The following is a 20,699-nucleotide window of genomic DNA, read 5'->3' on the forward strand; positions in this document are numbered from 1 at the left end:
CCTGTCCGCATACCAACCCCCGCGTCGAGGCTAACATGACAAATAGATATTAATAAAGCGTCAGTTGACCCGCTCGACCTTCTGCCCGGCCGATGTCGTCACCGGGAAGCAGCTGAAGCCCGCCGCACGGGCCTCGTTGACATAATCCTGCGCCGCGTCGGCGCTCGGGAAGGGGCCGATCATCAGCCGGTTGGTCGACCTGTAGGGTGTCGTCCACGCCGTCTTTCCGGCGAGTTGCTTGCCGAAGCGCGACTTCTGCTTGTCCCACTCCTTATCGAGGTCGGGCTTGTAGGCGCCGCTGGCGATCTGCACCCAATGGCGCGACGGATTGCCCTGCTTAGCTTTGGCGTCTTCCTTGGCCTTGGCCTTCTTCTCGGCGGCTGCCTTTTCGGCGGCAGCTTTCTTCTGGGCGGCGCGGCGGTCCTCGGCGAGGCTGCGGGCATCGCTGGCGCGCTGCTCGGCCTCGCTCGTCGCGCCATCGCCGCGCGCATCGCTGTTCGGCGCCACCGAGCCGGCCTTGGCGGTCGGGGCCTCGACCGTCTTCATCACCAGCCGACCGGTGCTGTCGAACACCGGCTTGGCGGCTGGCGGCTTCGCGATATTGGGGGCCGGCGCGGCCTTGACCGATGCGACCGGGCTCGACGCCGCCATTTCGAGCGGAACCTTGTCCTCGGGGAAATGGCCGAAATGAACCGCTGCGGCCTTTTCGGCGGCCTTGAGCGAGGGCAGCCTTTCAAGGAAGGGCTTGAGAGCATCGGCCTGATAGCGCGGTAGCACCGCATAGGCGGCGGCCTGCGCGCCGGCCGTGTCGCCGGTCATCGCCAGGACAAAGGCGCGCGCGCGCCATGCCGGGATGTCGCGTTTGCGGAGCAGCGGATCGAGGATGGTCAACGCTCCAGCCCGGTCGCCGCTCATCGCCAGCGACAGCGCCAGACGGCGGGTCGCTTCCGCCTCGTTGGGACGGTTGCGCAACAATAGCGTATATTCGCCCTGCGCCTTGCGATTGTCGCCGCGCAGATCATAGGCAAGGCCCCGGTCGAGCGCGACCTCATAAGGCGCGACGCCCAGATCGGTGGCATTGTTGAACAGGCGCAACGCGGCGCGGGGCTGTTCCTTCTGGACCAGCGCCGAGCCCAGCCCGGCCTTCACGCGTCCGTCGCGTGGCGAAATCTTCTCGGCACGGACGTAGAAATTGATCGCTGCGTCGGCATCGCCGACCGCCAGCGCCGCCGAACCCGCGCCAGCCAGCGCATCGAGATCGCCGGGATCGCGCGCCAGCACGCGCAGATAACGGGCAAGCGCCTCGGCGGGGTCGCCGCGCGCCATCGCATCGCGCGCCGACGTCATTGGATCGAGAATCAGCGGCTCCTCGCCGAGCTGACCATCCATCTGGGCAGCGGCGGGCATAGCCAAGAGGCTCGTGGTAAGCAGCGCGAGGGCGCTGACGCAGTGGAATAATTTCATAGGCACATCGCTTACAGACATTTGCTGTGTCGTCCGCAAGAGATGAATATCGCCCGAACGGTAAGACGAGGCCCGGCCGCGCTGTTCGGCGGCCGGGCCTGATCGTTACTGGTTGCTCTGACGATTCAGGAAGCGCGGGATATCGGCGGAGTCCGCCGCACCGTCTTCAGGCTCGACCTGCGCCTTGGCAGCGCCACGGGCGATGTTGGACATACGCTCGAACAGGGTCGCGCCCGCAGTGGACGGACGGCGCGCCGGCTCGGCATCGGCGACCCAGCGGCGGCTGCCTTGGGCGTCGTCGTCGCCGCCGGCGCCGGCTTCGGGCGTCTCAGCAGCCGGGGTCGGCATCGCCGCCTCGGGCTGAAGCAGCAGCTCATCGTTGAACAAATTGGTCAGCTCGAGCGGCTCGGCCGGAGCTTCGGGCGCTTCGAGGACGATGCGCTCCTCAGCCGGAACCTCGACGCTGGGCTCGATCGTCGGCGCGGTCAGCGGCGCCGCAACTGCTTCGGAGGCTTCGATTGCTTCGGGCGCAGGCGCTTGCGGCACCACGACCGACGGCTTGTCGTCGCGCACCGGGGTGCGCGGCGGGAAGCTGAAGCTCTTGGCGGGCTCGGGCATCGTCGCGGCGTCGACCTCGATGCCGGTGGCGACCACCGACACGCGGATCTTGCCTTCCAGCTCGTTGTTGAACGCCGAACCCCAGATGATGTTCGCGTCCTGATCGACCAGCTGGCGGATGTGGTTCGCGGCCTCGTCGACCTCCAACAGGCGCATATCCTCGCCGCCGGTGATCGAGACGATGACGCCCTTGGCGCCGTTCAGGCTGACGCCATCGAGCAGCGGGTTAGCGATCGCCTTCTCGGCGGCTTCGATCGCGCGGTTGTCGCCGCTCGCTTCGCCGGTGCCCATCATCGCCTTGCCCATCTCGCTCATCACCGAACGGACGTCGGCGAAGTCGAGGTTGATCAGGCCCGGCATGACCATCAGGTCGGTGATGCCGCGCACGCCCTGCTGCAGCACCTGGTCGGCCATCTGGAACGCTTCCTTGAAGGTCGTGTTCGGGTTGGCGATCAGGAACAGGTTCTGGTTAGGGATGACGATCAGGGTGTCGACGTGCTTCTGGAGCTCCTCGATGCCGGCATCGGCCGAGCGCATGCGGCGATTGCCTTCGAAGCTGAACGGCTTGGTGACGACACCGACGGTCAGAATGCCGCGGTCACGCGCCGCCTTGGCGATGACCGGCGCGGCGCCGGTTCCGGTGCCGCCGCCCATGCCGGCCGCGATGAAGCACATATGCGATCCGTCGAGCGCCTTCTCGACCATCTCCATGGTCTCTTCGGCGGCGGCGCGTCCTATTTCGGGACGACTTCCGGCGCCCAGGCCCTGGGTGATCTTCAGTCCGAGCTGGATCCGGCGCTCCGCAGGGGAGGCGTTGAGCGCCTGCGCGTCGGTATTGGCGACGATGAAGTCGACGCCCTGCACTTCGGCGGCGATCATGTTGGCGACCGCGTTTCCGCCCGCGCCGCCCACGCCGATCACGGCAATCCGGGGTTTCAGCTCGTCAACCTGCGGCCGCATGAACTCGATCGTCATAGATTTTCTCCTTGGCGGCCCTGCCCGCTGAAGCACGTCATCAGGTGAATCTTGCCAGACGCGATTCGGTGAATCACGCGAAAAGTTGCTCTATCCACAGATTTCGAGGTTAACCGGGGTGAGGCGTGGCAAAGCACGGTCAGTAACCGCTCTTCAAAGCGGTCATCAGACGCGACATCAGTCCGTTCGCCTGAGCGCGATGCACCGTCTGCTCCGCTGCGAAGGGGCGCAGATCCGCCGGGTTCGTCGCGGCGACCTGCGCCAGGCCGACCAGCGTGGCGAAACCGGGTCCGCTATGCGCGTCGGGCAACCCCCTCATATGGCGTGGCCGGCCGATCCGCACGCTGCGGCCGAGCACGCCCTGCGCATAATCGGCGATGCCGCGCAGCTCCGCGCCACCGCCGGTCAACACGACCTGACGTCCCACCGGGCCGACATAGCCGAGTTCGGTCAGCGCCTTGGCGACGGCGTCCATCCAATGGTCGAGCCGCAGGCGGATCACCTGGATCAGCTGCGCACGGCTGATGCGCGGCGGCTCGGCGCCATCGGCTACTTCCTCGGGCGAGCCGATCTCAAGCATCTCATGATTGTCGCGCGGGCTGTTCTGCGCCGATCCGTGGACGCATTTCAGCCGCTCGGCCTGCGCGCGGCGGATGTTGAACGCCGAGGCGATATCGTCGGTGATGTCGGCGCAACCCATTGGGAGCGAGGTCAGCCCGACGAGCAGCCCGCCCGCGAACAGCGAGACATTGGTGACGCCCGCGCCCATCTCGACCAGCGCGATGCCCATCTCGCGGTCTTCCTCGGTAAGGCACGACACCCCGGTGGCGATCGGCGAGGCGACGATCGAGCGGACGCCAAGATGCGCCGAGCGGACGCACAAGGCGAGGTTGCGGACCGGCGATGGCTCGGCCGCGATGACGTGGATCTCGACGCCGAGCTTGTCGGCATGGAGACCAAGCGGGTTCTTCACCCCATTGAGCCCGTCGAGCGTGTAGAGTGTGGGCTGGGCGTGCAGCACCATCCGGCCATCGGGATTGAGCGAGCGCCTGCCCTGACGCAGCAGCTCGTCGATGTCGCTCTGCTCGATCTGCACACCGCCGAGGTCGACCTCGACCTGCGCCACGTCGCTGACCAGGCCGCCCGCCGAGAAGCTGACCCAGACATGGTCGATATTGGTCCGCGCGATCGTCTCGGCCTGCTCGACCGCTTCGCGGATCGCCGCCTCGGTCGCCTCCATGTCGGCGATATAGCCACGGCGGACACCCCGGCTCTCGCGCTGGCCGGAGCCGAGCACCTCGAGTTCGCCGGCCTCGTCGGCACGGGCGATCAGCGCCGAAATCTTCGACGACCCGATATCGATGGCTGTGATCAGACCATCGTTACGCGACTGCGGTGATGCCACGGCTTTTCCCCACAAGCTCATCGGTCCATCCTCATGTCACCGACTTCGCACTCAGCGCCGGAGGCGCTTCTATCTTGCTGCCCGGCTCCCGCGACATGCGGGCGACGATCCGGGTCGGATCGCGCATGTCGATCGACACCAGCCCCTTGCCCAGCAGCCCCGCGCGGCGATCCTCCAGCGCGAAGAAGGCGAGCGCCTTGGCGGCTTCGTCGTCGCCTTCGGGCAGCATCAGCTTCTCGCCCGACTGGAAGATGATGTCCCAGCGGCGGCCGCTCTGCCAGCTGGCAGCCGTGACCAGCGGCTTGAGCGACGGCGCGGTCGACATCAGCGCGGCGAGCTGGCCGGCGCGGCGGTTCGCGCCGGGGCCGACGACCACGGGCAGGTCGGGCATCACACGGTCGTCGACGGGACCGATCACGACGCCATCCTTGTCGATCAGCGCCAGACGGTGCTGATACTGCCAGATCGCGGTCGGCACGCGCTCGACGATATCGACCACCAGCGTATCGGGCAGGCGGCGCGAGACGCGCGCGTCGGAAATCCAGCCCAGCTTCATCAGCTCGGCGCGGGTGCCGTCGAGATCGACCAGCGGCATCGGTTTCGCCTGTTGCCGCATGGCAACGTCGTAGACGAAGTCGCGATCGACCTGCTGGCGGTTCAATATCTCGACATTGCGGACCTTGAAGCCGGCATTGCCGATGCCATCGGCGATCAGCAGGCCGATCATCTGGGGGATCCCCATCGCGATCAGCCCGGCGATGATGGCGACGGTGACGCCGCCGCCCAGCACCCAGTTGCCCGTGCGGCGCAGGGTCTCGCGGGAGATCGGCAGCTGGTCGATCGCGCTGTCGAGCGTCGAAGGACGCCGCTTGGCGGGCGCGCGGCGCGCGGCGGGCGCTTTCACGCGAGGCCGGCGGTCCGCGGAACGGGCGCGCGCCACTGTCATGACTGCTTCTCCGCCATCGCTTCGTCGATGATCGCCTGGACGAGATCGGCATAGCTCATGCCCACCTGCCGCGCCTGTTCTGGTACGAGGCTGAGCGGCGTCATCCCGGGCTGGGTATTGACCTCAAGCAGATAGAGCCCGGCCTCGCCCTGTTCGTCGTCCCAGCGGAAATCGGAGCGCGACGTGCCCTTGCAACCGAGCAGCCGGTGCGCGTCGAGCGCCATCGTCATGCAGGCTTCGGCGATGTCGGCGGGCACGTCGGCGGGGCAGATATGGGTGGTCAGGCCATCGGTATATTTGGCCTCATAGTCGTAAAAGCCGCTGGTGGGGACCAGCTCGGTCACGCACAGGGCGCGGTCGCCAAGAACCGCGACGGTCAGCTCGCGGCCCCGGATGAAGGGCTCGGCGAGCAGGGTATCGAAGATCTGCCAGGGGCCATGCGCGTCACGATGAATCGGCGTGCCGTGATTGTCACGCTCTTTTACGATCGCGACGCCGACCGAGGATCCCTCATTGACCGGTTTCAGCACATAGGGACGCGGTATCGGGTCGCCTGCATAGAGGCTTTCGCTGCTGACGATCGTCCCCTGCGGCATGCGGATGCCATGAGGGACGAGCTGCTGCTTGGTCAGCTCCTTGTCGATCGCGATCACCGATGTGGAGAGTCCCGAATGGGTATAGGTCAGCCCCATCAGGTCCATCATCCCCTGTACCGTGCCGTCCTCGCCGGGGGTGCCGTGGAGGGCGTTGAACACGACATCGGGCCTTGTCTGGGCCAGCTTCAGCGCGACATCGCGGTCCATGTCGATGCGAGTGACGCGATGGCCCAGGCCTTCGAGCGCGTCGGCGACGCCATTGCCCGAGGTCAGCGACACGTCGCGTTCGGACGACCAGCCGCCCATCAGCACGGCGACGTGGAGAGTAGCGTGGGTCATGCCGCCACCCCTACGCGCTGGATTTCCCACTCCAATGTCACGCCCGACTTCGCCTTCACCTTGTCCCGCACCTCTTCGCCCAGCGCCTCTATGTCGGCCGAGCTCGCCGCGCCGAGGTTGAGCAGGAAATTACAATGTTTGTCGCTGACCTGTGCGTCGCCGCGGGTCAGGCCGCGGCAGCCGGCCCGGTCGACGAGCTGCCAGGCTTTGTGGCCTTCGGGGTTCTTGAAGGTCGAGCCGCCGGTCTTGCTGCGCAGCGGCTGGCTCGCTTCGCGTTCGGCGGCGATGCGGTCCATCTCCGCGCCGATCGCCGCGGGATCGGCTTCATGGCCACGAAGGGTTGCACCGACCACGATCGCGCCGTCGGGCAGCGCGCTATGGCGATAGGTGTAGCCCAGATCGGCAAGCGCCAGCGTCCGGCGCTCGCCCGAGCGCAGGACGATGTCCGCCTCGACCAGCACATCCTTGACCTCGCGGCCATAGGCCCCGCCGTTCATCCGGACGAAGCCACCGACCGTGCCGGGGATCGAGCGCAGGAATTCGACCCCGCCGATGCCGGCGTCGCGTGCCGTCGAGGAGGCGAGGATGCCGCTCGTCCCGCCGCCGCAGCGCAGGGTGATCGCGTCGAGCCGTTCGACCTTCGCGAAGGCCTTGCCGAGGCGGATCACCACGCCGGGCACCCCGCCGTCGCGTATGATCAGGTTGGAGCCCAGGCCGAGGCCCATCACCGGCACCGCCGGATCGAGCGCGGCCAGGAATTCGCTCAGGTCGTCGACATCGGCAGGCTCGAACAGCCATTCGGCCGCGCCACCGCTCTTGAACCAGACGAGCGGCGCCAGCGGCGCGTCCGCCGTCAGCCGGCCGCGCACGGGCGGCAGGGACGGCAAGGACAGGCTGCTGGCGGCTGGGCTCATTTCTTGTTGAGCCCCCACATCGACATCCACTGCTCCCAGGCCTGGGCCTGCATGTCGGCCAGTTCCTTGGCGGCCTTGGCCGCATTGTCGAACTGCTCGCCGCTGCCCATTGCCCGGAACGCCGCGTCGACGGCGGTCTTGTGCATGTGAAGCGCCTGGTCCTGGAGGAGTTTCCAGGATGCGAAATAATCGGTCATGCTGCTTTCTCCTTGGCTATCGCCTCTGAAAGCCCCGCCGCCCATTTGGTGATGTCACCCGCACCGAGGCAGATGACCATGTCGTCCTGCCCGATCGTCTCCGCAAGGGTCGCGGCCAGCGCCTCGGGTCCGGAAATGACCTGAGCGGCACGATGTCCACGCTGCTTGAGACCCGCCACCAGCGCCGCCGCATCGACGCCTTCGATCGGCGCTTCGCCCGCCGGATAGACGGGGGCGACATAGACGGTGTCGGCGTCGTTGAACGCAGTCTGGAAGTCGACCATCAGGTCGCGCAGCCGGGTGTAGCGGTGCGGCTGCACGACCGCGATCACCTTCGCCCGCGCCCCCTCGCGCGCTGCTGCCAGCACCGCGCGGATTTCGACCGGGTGGTGGCCATAATCGTCGATGATCGTCGCGACGCCGTCACCTGCTGCAACCTCGCCAACCTTGGTGAAGCGCCGCTTCACCCCCCCGAACTTGGCGAAGCCGGTGGCGATGATCTCGTCCGAAATCCCCATTTCCAGCGCAACGCCGACCGCGGCGAGCGCATTCTGGACATTGTGGCGGCCGGGCATCGGCAGGGTCACGCCGTCGATCCGGCGGGTCGCGCCGTCACGGTTGCGGACAACGACGTCAAAACGGTTGCCGCCGGGAATCGGGGTGACATTGTCGCCGCGCACGTCTGCCTGTGCCGAGAAGCCATAGGTCACGACCTTGCGGTCGCGGACGCGGGGGATGATCGCCTGAACCTCGGGATGGTCGATGCACAGCAAAGCCGCGCCGTAAAATGGCACGTTTTCGACGAACTCGACGAAGCAATCCTTCACCTTCTCGAACGAGCCGTAGTGATCGAGATGCTCGGGATCGATATTGGTGACGACCGCGATCGTGCCGTCGAGGCGCAGGAAGCTGCCGTCGCTCTCGTCGGCTTCGACCACCATCCAGTCGGATGCGCCGAGGCGGGCGTTCGAGCCGTAGCTGTTGATGATGCCGCCGTTGATAACGGTTGGGTCAACCCCGCCCGCATCGAGGATCGCAGCGACCATCGACGTCGTCGTGGTCTTGCCGTGGGTGCCCGCGATCGCGACGGTCGACTTCAGCCGCATCAGCTCGGCCAGCATTTCGGCGCGGCGAACGACCGGGATGCGCTTTTCGAGCGCCAGCTCGACTTCCGGATTGCCGCGCTTGATCGCGGTCGAGGTGACGATCACCGCCGCGTCGCCCAGATTTTCGGCCTTGTGGCCGATCATCACCGGGATGCCGCGCTTGCGCAGGCCCTCGATCACATAGCCCTCGGCCACGTCCGAACCCTGCACCTTATAGCCCAGATTGTGCATCACCTCGGCGATGCCGGACATGCCGATGCCGCCGATCCCGATGAAATGGATCGTGCCGATGTCGGTCGCGACACCCTTCATGCAAATGCGCCTTTCAGAGGACGGAGTTCGAGGTTTTCGACCGGGATCGGCTCCATGACCGGGTTGAGCCCGATCCGCTCGACCAGGTCGGCAAGGTCTTCGGCCGCATTGGGCCGGCCGACCCCGTAGGCGCGCTTCGCCGCGTTGACCAGCGCCTTGGGATCGAGCGCCAGCTTCTGCATCTGCTTGGCCAACTCCTGCGGCGTGAAATTGTCCTGGCGGATCGCGCGGGCGCCGCCCACTGCGGCGAGTTCGCGGGCGTTGGCGGTCTGGTGGTCGTCGGCTGCGGAGGGGAGCGGGATCAATATGGCGGGCCGCCCGGCGACGCTGATGTCGGCGATCGTCGATGCGCCCGCGCGTGCGATCACCAGATGCGCCCAGGCCAGCCGTTCGGGCAGGTCGGTGAAATAGGTGGCGAGATCAGCGGGGATGCCGAGCACCTTATATTTGGTGCGCACCGCCTCGATGTCTTCGGGCCGGCATTGCTGCGTTACCTGAAGGCGGCGGCGGAAGCCTTGCGGCAGGAGAGCGAGGCCATCGGGTACGACATCCGAAAGGATCGACGCACCCTGACTGCCGCCCGTCACCAGCACGCGGAAGATGCTGTCGGGGCCGAGGTCGGGGAAAGGCTGATTGCGGATGTCGCGGACGATGTCGCGCACCGGATTGCCGACGAGGAAGGTCTTCTCGACGAACTTTTCCTTGAGCCGCCGGACCTCGGGATAGGCGGTCGCGATCGCCGCGACACGGCCCGCGACGAGGCGGTTGACCCGGCCGAGCACCGCATTTTGCTCGTGGATCACGGTCGGGATCTTCGCCTTGAAGCCGGCGCGCAGCGCGGGCAGGGCGGGATAGCCGCCGAAGCCGATCACCGCCGAGGGCTCGAAGGTGGCATAGAGCTGGCGCGCCATTGCGGTTCCGGCGCGGATGTCGCGCCACGCCTTCAGCCATTCACGCGGGCCGCCGCCCAGCCGTCCGGCCGGGATGATATGGGTTTGGACGCCGTCGAACAGGCCGGGGATGCGCGCGCCGCGTTCATCGGTGACAAGCGCGACGCGATGGCCCCGGCGCATCAGCTCGGCCGCCAATGCGTGCGCGGGGACCATATGGCCCCCGGTACCGCCTGCCGCGAGGGCAAAATGGCGAACGATGCTCATCTGCCGTTCCACCGCACCGTATAGCTATGTTCCTTCAGGTGCGGGTTCTCACGAGTAAAGGCGAGCAGCAGGCCGAAGCCGATCGACAGCGCGATCATCGACGAGCCGCCATAGCTGATGAAGGGCAGGGTCATGCCCTTGGACGGGGCGAGACCGACATTGACCATCATGTTGATCAGCGCCTGGAGCCCGAATTGCGACACGAGGCCGGCCGAGGCGAGCAGCAGGAAATCATTCTCTTCGCGCAGCAGCCGCAGCGATACCCGGGCGATGATCGCCAGATAGAGGCAGGCGATGGCGATGCACGCGATCAGCCCGAACTCCTCGCCGATCACCGAGAAAATATAATCGGTATGCGGTTCGGGCAGGGTGAACTTCTCGGTGCCCGCGCCCGGACCGGTGCCCAGCAGGCCGCCATTGGTCAGCGTCGCATGGGCGCGGTCGACCTGATAGGTGTCGCCCTGCTTGAAGAGGAATTTGTTGATGCGCTCGGTCGCCACCGAATAGAAGAGATAGGCCGAGACGATCGCCGCGAGCCCGCCCGCGCCGAGCAGGCCGAGCAGCTTGAGCGACGCGCCCGACAGCATCAGCAGCACGACCCACACCGATACGAAGATCACCGTCTGGCCGAAGTCGGGCTGTTTCATCAGCAGGCCGGCGACCAGCGCGATCGGCACCACCGAGATCAGCGCGAAGGGCAGGCCGGGATTGCGCGCGCGCAGCGAGAACAGCCAGGCCATCCCGACCGCGAACAGCGGTTTCAGGAATTCGGACGGCTGGAGCTTGGCCGAGCCGACGCCGATCCAGCGTTGCGCGCCGTTGGCGGTGCTGCCGACGATCGGCACCAGCGCGAGCAGGACCAGAAAGATGCAGCCGCCGATCAGCGCCATCCGCCGCGCGACCTTCACCGGCAGCGCCGACACGCTGATCATCACCGGCACCGCGATGACCGTCCAGGCGAGCTGCATCCAGAAATAATGGCGGGCGGCGACGGTCACGCCATTGCCCGAATAGCGGACCCCGGCGGCGGGCGACGCGGCGGCGACCGCGATCAGCCCGATGCCGATCAGCATCGTTACGAGCAGCAGCAGAACGCGATCGATTTCCCAGAACCAGCGCGCAAACGGGGTCCGCTTGCCACGCCCGAAGCGCGACCGTTTGAACGGGGAGGAGGAGGGTGAGGCGACGGAATCGAAGGACATGGCGACGTTCATAGCGAAAGCCCTTCGACGGCGCGACGGAAGGCGTCGCCTCGTGCCTCATAATCGCTGAATTGATCGAAAGACGCGCAGGCCGGCGACAGCATCACCACCTCGCCCGGCCTCGCGGCGGCGGCGGCGGCGCGGACGGCATCGTCCAGCGTTCCGCTCTCGGTGACGGCTTTGCCCGCTTCGCTCAGGATGCGCGCGTACATCGGGCCCGCCTGACCGATCGTGTAGGCGGCCACGACATGATTGTAATAGGGTGCGCAATCGTCGAGATCGTTGGTCTTGGGCAGACCGCCCAATATCCAGTGAATCTTCGGATAGGCGCCGAGCGCTGGCGCGGTCGCGGTCGCGTTGGTCGCCTTGCTGTCGTTGACGAACAGGACGCCGTCCTTTTCGGCGATCCGCTCCATCCGGTGAGGCAGGCCGGGATAGGTGCGCAGGCCCTTGTCGATCGCGCCCTCGGGAACCTCCAGCGCTCGGGCGACCTGAATCGCGATCACCGCATTCTGGGCATTGTGCGGGCCTTGCAGCGCGGGCCAGTCCTGTTGTCCTTCGGCTTCGGTCGACCGGACGCCGATTGCGTTGCGCCGCCGTCCGGCAATCGCGCGGCTCGGCGCGTCCTCGATCGCGATGATCGCCTCGTGCCCCGGCGACTGCATCGCGAACAGCCGCTCCTTGCTGTCGGCATAGCCCTGAAAACCATCATAGCGGTCGAGATGGTCAGGCGTGATGTTGGTCAGCACCGCGACGTCGCAGTCGAGGCTGAAGGTCAGGTCGATCTGATAGCTCGACAGTTCGAGCACATAGACGCCACCTTCGGGCAGCGGATCGCGCCCCATGATCGGGAGGCCGATATTGCCGCCCATCAGCGTGGGGATGCCGGCGGTCTCGATGATATGCTTGATGAGCGCGGTCGTGGTCGACTTGCCGTTGGTGCCGGTGATCCCGACGACCTTATGCTCCGGGAGATCGGCGCGCGCCTGGGCGAACAGTTCGATATCGCCGATCACGGGCACGCCATATTGGGCGGCATGAACGACGATCGGGTGCTTGTTGAGCGGCACGCCCGGCGAGACGATGACGCTCTCATAGCCGGTCAGTTCGATCTCCAGCGGGTCCGCGAAGGTCACTTTGCCGTCCACCTGCGCGCGCGCCTCTTCGCGATTGTCCCACGCCGTCACCGTCGCGCCGGAGGCGAGCAGCGCTTCGACCGTTGCCAGCCCCGAGCGTGCCAGGCCGAGGACGGCGTAGGTCTTCCCCGTGAAGGCGCTGCTCGCGATCACCGCAGCTTGAGCGTCGCGAGGCCGGCGAGGGCGAGGACGAAGGCGATGATCCAGAAGCGGATCACAACCGTCGGCTCGCTCCAGCCGAGCTGTTCGAAATGATGGTGGATCGGGGCCATCCGGAAGATACGGCGGCCGGTGCGCTTGTAGAAGAAGACCTGGAGGACGACCGAGACGGTCTCCATCACGAACAGGCCGCCGACGATTGCCAGCACGATCTCATGATGGGTGACGACCGAGATGACGCCGAGCGCGCCGCCGAGCGCGAGGCTGCCGGTGTCGCCCATGAAGACTGCGGCGGGGGGCGCATTGAACCAGAGGAAGGCCAGCCCGCCGCCGATAATCGCCGCGGTCAATATCGTCAGGTCGCCGGCGCCCGGCACATGGGGAATCCCCAGATAGCTGGAGAACACCTTGTTGCCGACGAGATAGGCGATGACGAAGAAGGCGAGGCTGGCGATCACGACGGGCATGATTGCGAGGCCGTCGAGCCCGTCAGTCAGGTTCACCGCATTGCCGAAGGCGACGATCACGAAGGCCGCGAAAACGATGTAGAAGGGGCCGAGATCGATCACCGGTCCGTTGTAAAAGGGAACGTAAAGCTGGGTGCCGTTGCCGGAAACAATCAGCCAGCTGGCCAGCCCAGCAATGACGAACTCGCAGAGCAGCCGCACCTTGCCCGAGACTCCGTGATGGCTGCGCTTCTTGACCTTGTCATAATCGTCCATGAAGCCGATCAGGCCGAAGCCCAGCGTCACCCCGATGCACGCCCAGACATAGCGGTTGCTCAGGTCCATCCACAGCAGCATCGACAGCATGACCGCAATCAGGATCATCAGCCCGCCCATCGTCGGGGTGCCGACCTTGGCGAGGTGGGTCTGCGGCCCATCGGCGCGGATCGGCTGGCCCTTGCCCTGACGCAGGCGCAGCCAGCCGATGAACCAGGGACCGATGATAAGCCCGATGAACAGGGCGGTCAGCGCCGCCCCGCCGGCCCGGAAGGTCAGGTAGCGGATGAGATTCAGGACACCCGGAAACCCGAGCTGTTCGGCAATCAGGTAGAGCATGTCGTCCTTTCGCCGGCCCCGGCCCCCGTGCGCAGATGCTCGACGAGGCGCGACAAACCGATCGCGTTCGATCCCTTGATCAATATGGCATCGCCGGGCGCGATCAGGCTCCCGATCGAATCGAGCGCCGCGCCGGCGTCGGGCACATGCGCGAAATCGATCCGTCCCTCAAGCGCGTTTGCGAGCGCGGTCATCTCCGATCCGACGAGCAGAGCGAAATCGACCTTCGCGTTACGGAGCGGCTCGATCAGATCGGCGTGGTACGCGGCCGAACTGGACCCCAGCTCGCGCATCTCGCCAAGGACGGCGATACGCCGCTCGGCGCGCTGCTCGCCCAGCACCTTGATCGTCGCCGCCATCGATGCGGGGTTGGCGTTGTAGCTCTCGTCGATGATCAGCGCCTCGCCATTGCCCACGGGCACGGTGCTGCGCTGGCCACGCCCGGGCAGGCCGGGCATCTCGGCAAAAGCCAGTCCGGCCGCGGCGAGATCGCCGCCGACCGCCCAGACCGCCGCGATCACCGCCATGGCATTGGACACCCAATGGTCGCCGGGCGGCGCGATGGTGAAGGTCAGCTCGGCATCTGGCAGGATCAGCGAGACCAGTGTGCCCTTGTCGAGCGGGATCACGTCCTGCGCATGGATGTCGGCGCCGCGCTCCATGCCAAAGGTCAGGATGCGGGCGGCATAAGGCTGTGCGGCCGCGATAAGCCGGTCGCGGTGCGGGCTGTCATAAGGAATGATCGCGGTGCCGCCCGGCTCGAGGCCCTGGAAAATCTCGCCCTTGGCGTCGGCGATCGCTTCCTCGCCGGTGAAATAGGCGCTGTGTGCTGGCGCGATCGCAGTGACGATGGCGACGTGCGGGCGGACGAGGCGGGTGAGCGCCGCGAGTTCGCCCGCATGGTTCATTCCCATCTCGAACACGCCGACCTTCGTATCGGCGGGCATCCGGGCGAGGCTCAGCGGAACCCCGGTATGGTTGTTGTAGCTCTTGACCGAGCGGTGGATCGCGCCTGGCATCGCGCGGTCGAGGCAAGCGAACAGCGCTTCCTTGGTGCCGGTCTTGCCGACCGACCCGGTGACGCCGATGACCTTACCGTTCATCCGGGCGCGGGCGGCGACGCCGAGCGCCTCGAGTGCGGCCATGGTATCGGTGACGCGGACATGAGGTCCGTTACACGCCTCGGAGGTGATCGCGCCCGCCGCGCCGGCATCGAATATTTTATCGAGGAAGCGATGGCCGTCGGTCGTTTCACCCTTCAGCGCAACGAACAGGTCGCCCGCGCCGATCTCCCGCGAATCGAATGCGACGCCGGTCGTGGAGAAGCCACCATGGACCTCGCCATCGGTGGCGGCGGCGATGTCGAAGGCGGTCCAGAGCGGGGCGCTCATGCCGCGCACTCGCGCGCGACGCTGACATCGTCGAAGGGGAGGACGCGGTTGCCGATGATCTGGCCCTGTTCATGGCCCTTGCCGGCGATCAGGACGATGTCGCCCGCCTGCGCTTCCGCGATGGCGGCGGCGATCGCTTCACGGCGTCCGCCAATTTCGGTCGCGCCGGGCGCGCCCGCCATCACGTCGCGGCGGATCGCTGCGGGGTCTTCGCTGCGGGGGTTGTCGTCGGTGACGATGGCGCTGTCGGATAGCCGCGTCGCGACCTCGCCCATCAATGGGCGTTTGCCGGTGTCGCGGTCGCCACCCGCGCCGAGCACGGTGATCAGCTTGCCGGTCGCGTGCGGGCGCAGCGCGGTGATCGCCGCTTCCAGGCCGTCCGGGGTGTGGGCATAATCGACATAGACCGGCGCGCCGGTCTTGGTGATCGCCGCGCGTTCGAGACGCCCGCGCACGGGGGCTACGCGCTGAAGGTTGGCAAGGGTCAGGTCGACATCGCCCCCCGTCGCGATGACGAGGCCTGCGGCAACCAGCGAATTCGCCGCCTGATAGGCGCCGATCAGCGGCAGCTTCAGGTCACGCGTCTTGCCGCCGATCGCGATCGTCAGGGTCTGGCCGAGGGCGGTCGGGGTACGATCGAGCAGGCGGATCGTCTCGCCCTGATAGCCTACGCTGAGCAACTTGACGCCACGGGTTCGTACTGCGGCCATCACATCGGCCGATCTCGGATCATCCGCCCACACGACCGCGACGCCGTCCTGATCGACGACTTCGGTGAACAGGCGCATCTTGGCTGCGAAATAATCTTCCATCGTGCCGTGATAATCGAGGTGGTCGCGGCTCAGATTGGTGAAGGCGGCGGCACGGACCGGTAGGCCCTCGGTGCGATATTGTGACAGGCCGTGGCTCGATGCCTCGAACGCTGCATGGGTCACGCCCTCGCGGTTCAGCCCAGCCATGTTCGACAGGAAGGTGACGATATCGGGCGTGGTCAGTCCGGTCGAGACCTGCTCGTCGGCGGTGGTAACGCCCAGCGTGCCGATCGACGCGGCGTGGAAGCCCGCCATCCGCCACAGCTGGCGGGTCAGCTCGACGGTCGAGGTCTTACCGTTGGTGCCGGTGACCGCGACGGTGGTGTCGGGAAAGGGCGCGAAGAAGCGGGCGGCGAGGCCGGCAAAGGCGCGGCGCGGCTCGGCGTCGGCAATATGGACCGAACCTTGCACCGTTACGCCGGGCGCGGAGACGACCGCGACTGCGCCATCGGCGATCGCCTGGCCGATGAAATCCTCGCCGTTGAAGCGTGCGCCTTTGAACGCGCCGAACACCGTGCCGGGCGCAACCTTGCGGTGATCGATCGCGAAGCCGGTGATGCGCTCTTCACCCGCTTCCGCAGGGGCGCCGGGGAGGAGATCAATCAGCCGCATTCGCCGCTGCCTCTTTCGCCTTCTCTTTCTGCGCCTGCTGCTCCTCATAGATATAGGGGAGCAGGTCGGAGACGTCGATGTCCTTGCTCGTGTCGGGGATGACCCCGAGCATCGGGCCGATCCGGGCGATGATGTTCTTGACGGCGGGCAAGGCGGTCCAGGCGGCGGTACGGAAGCCGTAGGTCTCCTTGATGCCCTGCGGCTCGTCCATCGTCACGATTACGACATAACGCGGCGCGTCCATCGGGAAGGCGCCGGCAAAGGTGGTGACGAGGCTGTTGTGGATATAGCGGCCGTTGAGGTTCTTCTCCGCGGTGCCGGTCTTGCCGCCGATCCGCAGGCCGGGGACATTGCCGGTCTTGCCGGTGCCGTGGGAGACGACGAGGCGCATCAGCTGGCGCATCCGCCGGCTGGTCTCCTCCGAGATAACGCGCTGGCCCCGCGGCACGTTGCCAGCATTGCGTTTGAGCATCGTCGCCGGACGCATGATGCCGCCATTGACCAGCGCGGCATAAGCGTTGGCGAGGTGGAGCTGGCTGACCGCGATGCCATGGCCATAGGCGGTGGTCATGGTGGTGGTCCGCGCCCAGAAGCCCGGCCATAGCGGCTTGCCGCGCGCGCCCAGCTCCAGCTCTGCCTGCCGGTCGAAGCCCAGCTTGCGGAAGAAGGCTTCGGTGCGGGCCTGGCCCAGCTCGTCGGCAATCCGGGCGGTGCCGATGTTGCTCGAATGGATCATGATGTCGGGGATCGACATCCAGCGGTTCTCGGGATGGTCGTCGCTGATCTTGAACCTGCCGACCTGCAATGGCGCGGTCGCATCGTAGCGCTTGGCGAAATCGGTGATCACCCCCTGCTCGATCGCGTTGGCGAAGGTGATCATCTTGAAGGTCGAGCCAAGCTCGTACACCGAGCTGATCGCGCGGTTATATCGTGCATCGGGACGCAGCGGATCGGTGCCGACCGGCACGAGCCCCGGCGCGTTCGAATTGAACACGGGCAGCGACGCCATAGCCATTATCTCGCCGGTGTGGACGTCGAGGACGATGCCCGCGCCGCCAACCGCGCTATGCTTGATCACCTGATTGCGCAGGGCGTTTTCCATCGCCGCCTGTACGCGGCTGTCGATCGACAGCGCGACCGGCTGTCCGCCATTGGCAGGGCTGGTCAGGCGCTTGGCGAGGAAGGCTTCCATGCCGCTGACCGGCACGCCGCCCAGATCCATATAGCCGATCGCCTGGCTGGCCATGGTTCCCTGCGGATAAAAGCGCTTGGGCTCGGGGACCTCCTCGATCGCCGGTTCGCCGAGCAGGCGGACGGCGTGGATCTTGGCGGGGGTGGCGCCGCGTTCCAGATAGACGAACTTCTTCGGCCCGCTGAGGACGCGGCGATAATAATCGACCGGGCGCGTGGGAAAGAGCCGGGCAAGTTCGACCGCGAGCTTCTCCTTGTCGCCGATGATCCGCGGCGGACGGATGGCAAGGCTGATCCCCTTGATCGTCGCGGCCAGCACCACGCCGTTGCGGTCGGTGATGTCCGCGCGTGGCACGACGCTGCTGACGACCGGCGAGCGATCGGGGGAGTCGAAGATGGCGAGGTAGAGCAGGCGAAGGCCGATCACGCCGATCATCAGCGCGAACAGCATCATCAGGATCATCAGCCGGTAATGGGCGATCCGGGTCGTATCGTTGATCTTTGCGAGGGCGCGGTCGCGCGGCGGGGCGAGCCCGACGGCGATCGCGTTCATGGCTTCACTTTGCGCGAGCGGCCGGTGGATCCCTCGTCGCCGAGATCGGCAAGGAAGTCGTCGCCCAGCGCGGTAGCCCGGGCGGGCTTGCGCAGCGCCACTTCCTGCACAGGTGACGGCGCGGCGGGCGCCAGTGCCGACGGCCGGGCCTGGACATAATTGGCCTGGCGCAGCGAGGGTTGCGACACCGGCGGCGGCGCGGCCCCGGCGATGGGTCTGGGCGTGCGTGCGCCCATGCCGCTATCCTCGATGACGTTGAGGCTGACCTGGCTGACCGCGCCATGGCTGGCGACGATCGCGGGATCGAGTGGCAGCGCCGGCATGCGGGGCAGCGGCTGGGTCAGCGCCACCAGCTTGATCGAGCTGGACACGAATTGTTCGGCGCCGGGGGCCTGCAGGCCATAGACCGTGGCATTCCAGCTTTCGATCTGGGCGAGACCGCCGCGCGTATCAATCTCGGTGCGCAGCTGGCGGATTTCCTGGTTGGTCGCGGCGATCTTGCGTTCGACGCCGGACAGCTCGGCACGCTTGGCCGCCACGGTCTGCGAGACCATGTAGAAGGCCAGCGCGGCGGCGCAGATGCCGCCCGTCCAGACCACCTCTCGAAAGCGGCTGTTGATCATCCCTGACGTCCTTCTTTTTGTACGGTGAGGCCCCATGCGGAGGCCTCGGTCCGCCGGGCGACGCGCAATGTCGCCGAGCGGGACCGGGGGTTTCGAGCGATCTCCGCTTCGCCCGCGCGAACGGGCTTGGCGACGGCCTCGAAGCTTGGGCGCGGCCCCCCGCCGCGCACATCGGGAAGGTGGCGTGATCCGGCAGGGGTCGCCCCGCTGCGTTCACGAAGGAAACGCTTAACGATACGGTCCTCGATCGAATGGAAGGAGACGACGGCGAGCCGCCCCCCGGGACGCAGCACCCGTTCGGCAGCGGCGAGCCCCTGTTCCAGTTCGTCGATCTCGGCATTCAGGTGGATGCGGATCGCCTGGAAGGTGCGGGTCGACGGGTCCTTCTTCTCATGCGGACGATGGCCGAGCGCGCGACGCACGACATCGGCGAGTTCGGTGGTCCGCGTGATCGGCCGCGCGGCGACTATCGCACGGGCGACGCGGCGCGCACGGGGCTCTTCGCCCAATTCGTGGAGCACTTCGGCGATTTCGGCTTCGTCGGCTTCGTTGAGGAAGTCGGCGGCGCTCATGCCGGCCTGTTCCATCCGCATGTCCAGCGGTCCGTCGGCCTGAAAGGAAAAGCCGCGTTCGGCCTGGTCGAGCTGCATCGACGAAACGCCGATGTCGAGCGTCACGCCGTCGACCTGATCGACGCCGCGCTCGCTCAGTGCTTCGGCGATGCGCGAGAAGCGGTCCTGCACGAGGGTCAGCGCGCCGTCATTTTCGGCTTCGAAGGCGCGGCCAGCGGTGATCGCGTCGGGGTCGCGGTCGAACGCGATCACGCGTGCGCCAGTGCGCAGGATGGCGCGCGTATAGCCCCCCGCGCCGAAGGTGCCATCGACATGGGTCTCGCCCGCCTGGGGATCCAGGCCGGCGATCACCTCGTCGAGGAGAACGGGGATATGTGGGGCGGGAGCGATCATCCGCGCTCCTTCCGCCGCGCGAGCAGATCTTCCATTTCCTCAAGGACGTCGGCGGTCTCGCCGCCTGCGGTCGCGCGCAATATTTCGGGGTTCCAGATGCGGAAGCGCCGGCCGCGGCCGACGAAGAAAGCGTCGCCGTCGATCTTCGCCTTGATGCGCAAGCGTTCGGGCAGGATCATCCGCCCTGCTGCGTCGAAATTAACGTCCTTCATCAGCGGATAGGCCTTCGCCTCTTCCTCTTCGAGGACGTCGCCATGCATGCGGCCGGTATCGGCGGCGATCCGCGCGGCGTGCGCGTCCATCTGTTCCTCATGTTCGGCGATCTGGCGGCCGTCGGACACTTCGATGCAGGGCAGGGTGGGATGCTTGGACATGCGCAGGACCCGCTCGAGGCCCTGGGCGACCTTGCCGCCGCCGCAACGTATTTCGATGGTCTGGCGGAAGGCAGCCGGCAGCGAAACGCGACCCTTCTGGTCGACGCCGTTCAAATGAACGTCATTAAAGACCGCACCACCCGCCGCCACAGCCGTACCCCGTTCGAGCGAGGGAAGGATCGCCGGGGCCAACCGTCCAGTCCGGACGGCAGGAGGCGTCATTTACGCCAAGCGATGCTTCCCACCCCATTTCACCATGCGGGATGTACCGGTATCGGCGTGGTTTTTCAAAGCATTTTTATACCATTTTATGGATTCATGCGGTTCAGCCTGTGGATCTATGGAATCCCAAGGGATGGCCTGCCATCAGACGGCAGCCCACAGGCGACCGGAATCCGGCCTTTGACGATGGAAAGGTCCTGTGGATAACTATGTCGACAAGTCAGGGCCGAACCGAGAGCCGCTATTGGCTCATGGCAGTCGTCAACGGCTCTGGATGGTGAGGCTGCCGGTGGGCAGGCGGGATCAGCGCGTCGGGGCGCTGGTCGGGGCGCCCTTGTCGCCGGGGGGGGCCGCCGGGGCGGGGCCGGG

Annotated in this window: 18 protein-coding genes; all 18 read right to left on the reverse strand. The window is 66.6% G+C overall.

Annotation, left to right across the window (positions count from 1 at the left end):
• Positions 1–60: 60 nt before the first annotated feature.
• On the reverse strand, positions 61–1,464 hold the full coding sequence (locus WP12_RS07505; RefSeq protein ID WP_235399029.1) for an SPOR domain-containing protein: 1,404 nt from the start codon (positions 1,462–1,464) through the stop codon (positions 61–63).
• Positions 1,465–1,569: 105 nt separating this feature from the next.
• Positions 1,570–3,057: a cell division protein FtsZ gene (ftsZ, locus tag WP12_RS07510; RefSeq protein ID WP_046193068.1), complete on the reverse strand. Its 1,488-nt coding sequence runs from the start codon at positions 3,055–3,057 to the stop codon at positions 1,570–1,572.
• 139 nt (positions 3,058–3,196) lie between these two features.
• Complete coding sequence (gene ftsA / locus WP12_RS07515) at positions 3,197–4,483, reverse strand: cell division protein FtsA (protein WP_046193069.1); 1,287 nt, start codon at positions 4,481–4,483, stop codon at positions 3,197–3,199.
• Positions 4,484–4,493: 10 nt separating this feature from the next.
• On the reverse strand, positions 4,494–5,408 hold the full coding sequence (locus tag WP12_RS07520) for a cell division protein FtsQ/DivIB (protein WP_046193070.1): 915 nt from the start codon (positions 5,406–5,408) through the stop codon (positions 4,494–4,496).
• Positions 5,405–6,343, reverse strand: coding sequence for a D-alanine--D-alanine ligase (locus WP12_RS07525; RefSeq protein WP_046193071.1), 939 nt, complete (start codon positions 6,341–6,343; stop codon positions 5,405–5,407). Before WP12_RS07525 ends, WP12_RS07520 begins: the two co-directional genes overlap by 4 nt.
• On the reverse strand, positions 6,340–7,257 hold the full coding sequence (gene murB / locus WP12_RS07530; protein ID WP_200894474.1) for a UDP-N-acetylmuramate dehydrogenase: 918 nt from the start codon (positions 7,255–7,257) through the stop codon (positions 6,340–6,342). Before murB ends, WP12_RS07525 begins: the two co-directional genes overlap by 4 nt.
• Entirely contained in the window at positions 7,254–7,454 is a 201-nt protein-coding gene (locus tag WP12_RS07535; protein ID WP_046193072.1) for a hypothetical protein, read from the reverse strand. The genes murB and WP12_RS07535 overlap by 4 nt, the downstream gene beginning before the upstream one ends.
• Positions 7,451–8,872 (reverse strand): UDP-N-acetylmuramate--L-alanine ligase, encoded by a 1,422-nt coding sequence (murC, locus tag WP12_RS07540; RefSeq protein WP_046193073.1) that lies wholly within the window; start codon positions 8,870–8,872, stop codon positions 7,451–7,453. Before murC ends, WP12_RS07535 begins: the two co-directional genes overlap by 4 nt.
• Positions 8,869–10,029 carry an undecaprenyldiphospho-muramoylpentapeptide beta-N-acetylglucosaminyltransferase gene (murG, locus tag WP12_RS07545; RefSeq protein ID WP_046193074.1) on the reverse strand — a complete coding sequence of 387 codons (1,161 nt, stop codon included), beginning with the start codon at positions 10,027–10,029 and terminating at the stop codon, positions 8,869–8,871. Before murG ends, murC begins: the two co-directional genes overlap by 4 nt.
• The gene (locus tag WP12_RS07550; RefSeq protein ID WP_084691019.1) at positions 10,026–11,243 is read right to left on the reverse strand and encodes an FtsW/RodA/SpoVE family cell cycle protein; all 1,218 of its coding nucleotides are present in this window, start codon (positions 11,241–11,243) and stop codon (positions 10,026–10,028) included. Before WP12_RS07550 ends, murG begins: the two co-directional genes overlap by 4 nt.
• Entirely contained in the window at positions 11,240–12,520 is a 1,281-nt protein-coding gene (murD, locus tag WP12_RS07555) for a UDP-N-acetylmuramoyl-L-alanine--D-glutamate ligase (RefSeq protein WP_046193075.1), read from the reverse strand. The genes WP12_RS07550 and murD overlap by 4 nt, the downstream gene beginning before the upstream one ends.
• Positions 12,517–13,587 carry a phospho-N-acetylmuramoyl-pentapeptide-transferase gene (gene mraY / locus WP12_RS07560; RefSeq protein ID WP_046193076.1) on the reverse strand — a complete coding sequence of 357 codons (1,071 nt, stop codon included), beginning with the start codon at positions 13,585–13,587 and terminating at the stop codon, positions 12,517–12,519. The genes murD and mraY overlap by 4 nt, the downstream gene beginning before the upstream one ends.
• A complete protein-coding gene (locus WP12_RS07565) occupies positions 13,575–14,978 on the reverse strand; it encodes a UDP-N-acetylmuramoyl-tripeptide--D-alanyl-D-alanine ligase (protein WP_046193077.1) in 1,404 nt (467 codons plus the stop codon). Before WP12_RS07565 ends, mraY begins: the two co-directional genes overlap by 13 nt.
• Positions 14,975–16,402, reverse strand: coding sequence for a UDP-N-acetylmuramoyl-L-alanyl-D-glutamate--2,6-diaminopimelate ligase (locus WP12_RS07570; RefSeq protein WP_046193078.1), 1,428 nt, complete (start codon positions 16,400–16,402; stop codon positions 14,975–14,977). Before WP12_RS07570 ends, WP12_RS07565 begins: the two co-directional genes overlap by 4 nt.
• On the reverse strand, positions 16,389–18,146 hold the full coding sequence (locus tag WP12_RS07575; protein ID WP_046193079.1) for a peptidoglycan D,D-transpeptidase FtsI family protein: 1,758 nt from the start codon (positions 18,144–18,146) through the stop codon (positions 16,389–16,391). Before WP12_RS07575 ends, WP12_RS07570 begins: the two co-directional genes overlap by 14 nt.
• Positions 18,143–18,769, reverse strand: coding sequence for a hypothetical protein (locus WP12_RS23400; RefSeq protein ID WP_052730265.1), 627 nt, complete (start codon positions 18,767–18,769; stop codon positions 18,143–18,145). Before WP12_RS23400 ends, WP12_RS07575 begins: the two co-directional genes overlap by 4 nt.
• On the reverse strand, positions 18,766–19,734 hold the full coding sequence (rsmH, locus tag WP12_RS07585; RefSeq protein WP_046193080.1) for a 16S rRNA (cytosine(1402)-N(4))-methyltransferase RsmH: 969 nt from the start codon (positions 19,732–19,734) through the stop codon (positions 18,766–18,768). The genes WP12_RS23400 and rsmH overlap by 4 nt, the downstream gene beginning before the upstream one ends.
• Complete coding sequence (locus tag WP12_RS07590; protein WP_235399031.1) at positions 19,731–20,330, reverse strand: division/cell wall cluster transcriptional repressor MraZ; 600 nt, start codon at positions 20,328–20,330, stop codon at positions 19,731–19,733. The genes rsmH and WP12_RS07590 overlap by 4 nt, the downstream gene beginning before the upstream one ends.
• Positions 20,331–20,699: the final 369 nt, after the last annotated feature.

It is taken from the genome of Sphingomonas sp. SRS2 (genome assembly GCF_000971055.1).
Taxonomy (GTDB): domain Bacteria; phylum Pseudomonadota; class Alphaproteobacteria; order Sphingomonadales; family Sphingomonadaceae; genus Rhizorhabdus.

Excerpts from the sequence above, each read along its gene's own strand:
- WP12_RS07505 (WP_235399029.1), bottom strand. The coding sequence starts at position 1,464 with ATGAAATTATTCCACTGCGTCAGCGCCCTCGCGCTGCTTACCACGAGC.
- ftsZ (WP_046193068.1), bottom strand. The coding sequence starts at position 3,057 with ATGACGATCGAGTTCATGCGGCCGCAGGTTGACGAGCTGAAACCCCGG.
- ftsA (WP_046193069.1), bottom strand. The coding sequence starts at position 4,483 with ATGAGCTTGTGGGGAAAAGCCGTGGCATCACCGCAGTCGCGTAACGAT.
- WP12_RS07520 (WP_046193070.1), bottom strand. The coding sequence starts at position 5,408 with ATGACAGTGGCGCGCGCCCGTTCCGCGGACCGCCGGCCTCGCGTGAAA.
- WP12_RS07525 (WP_046193071.1), bottom strand. The coding sequence starts at position 6,343 with ATGACCCACGCTACTCTCCACGTCGCCGTGCTGATGGGCGGCTGGTCG.
- murB (WP_200894474.1), bottom strand. The coding sequence starts at position 7,257 with ATGAGCCCAGCCGCCAGCAGCCTGTCCTTGCCGTCCCTGCCGCCCGTG.
- WP12_RS07535 (WP_046193072.1), bottom strand. The coding sequence starts at position 7,454 with ATGACCGATTATTTCGCATCCTGGAAACTCCTCCAGGACCAGGCGCTT.
- murC (WP_046193073.1), bottom strand. The coding sequence starts at position 8,872 with ATGAAGGGTGTCGCGACCGACATCGGCACGATCCATTTCATCGGGATC.
- murG (WP_046193074.1), bottom strand. The coding sequence starts at position 10,029 with ATGAGCATCGTTCGCCATTTTGCCCTCGCGGCAGGCGGTACCGGGGGC.
- WP12_RS07550 (WP_084691019.1), bottom strand. The coding sequence starts at position 11,243 with ATGAACGTCGCCATGTCCTTCGATTCCGTCGCCTCACCCTCCTCCTCC.
- mraY (WP_046193076.1), bottom strand. The coding sequence starts at position 13,587 with ATGCTCTACCTGATTGCCGAACAGCTCGGGTTTCCGGGTGTCCTGAAT.
- WP12_RS07565 (WP_046193077.1), bottom strand. The coding sequence starts at position 14,978 with ATGAGCGCCCCGCTCTGGACCGCCTTCGACATCGCCGCCGCCACCGAT.
- WP12_RS07570 (WP_046193078.1), bottom strand. The coding sequence starts at position 16,402 with ATGCGGCTGATTGATCTCCTCCCCGGCGCCCCTGCGGAAGCGGGTGAA.
- WP12_RS07575 (WP_046193079.1), bottom strand. The coding sequence starts at position 18,146 with ATGAACGCGATCGCCGTCGGGCTCGCCCCGCCGCGCGACCGCGCCCTC.
- WP12_RS23400 (WP_052730265.1), bottom strand. The coding sequence starts at position 18,769 with ATGATCAACAGCCGCTTTCGAGAGGTGGTCTGGACGGGCGGCATCTGC.
- rsmH (WP_046193080.1), bottom strand. The coding sequence starts at position 19,734 with ATGATCGCTCCCGCCCCACATATCCCCGTTCTCCTCGACGAGGTGATC.
- WP12_RS07590 (WP_235399031.1), bottom strand. The coding sequence starts at position 20,330 with ATGACGCCTCCTGCCGTCCGGACTGGACGGTTGGCCCCGGCGATCCTT.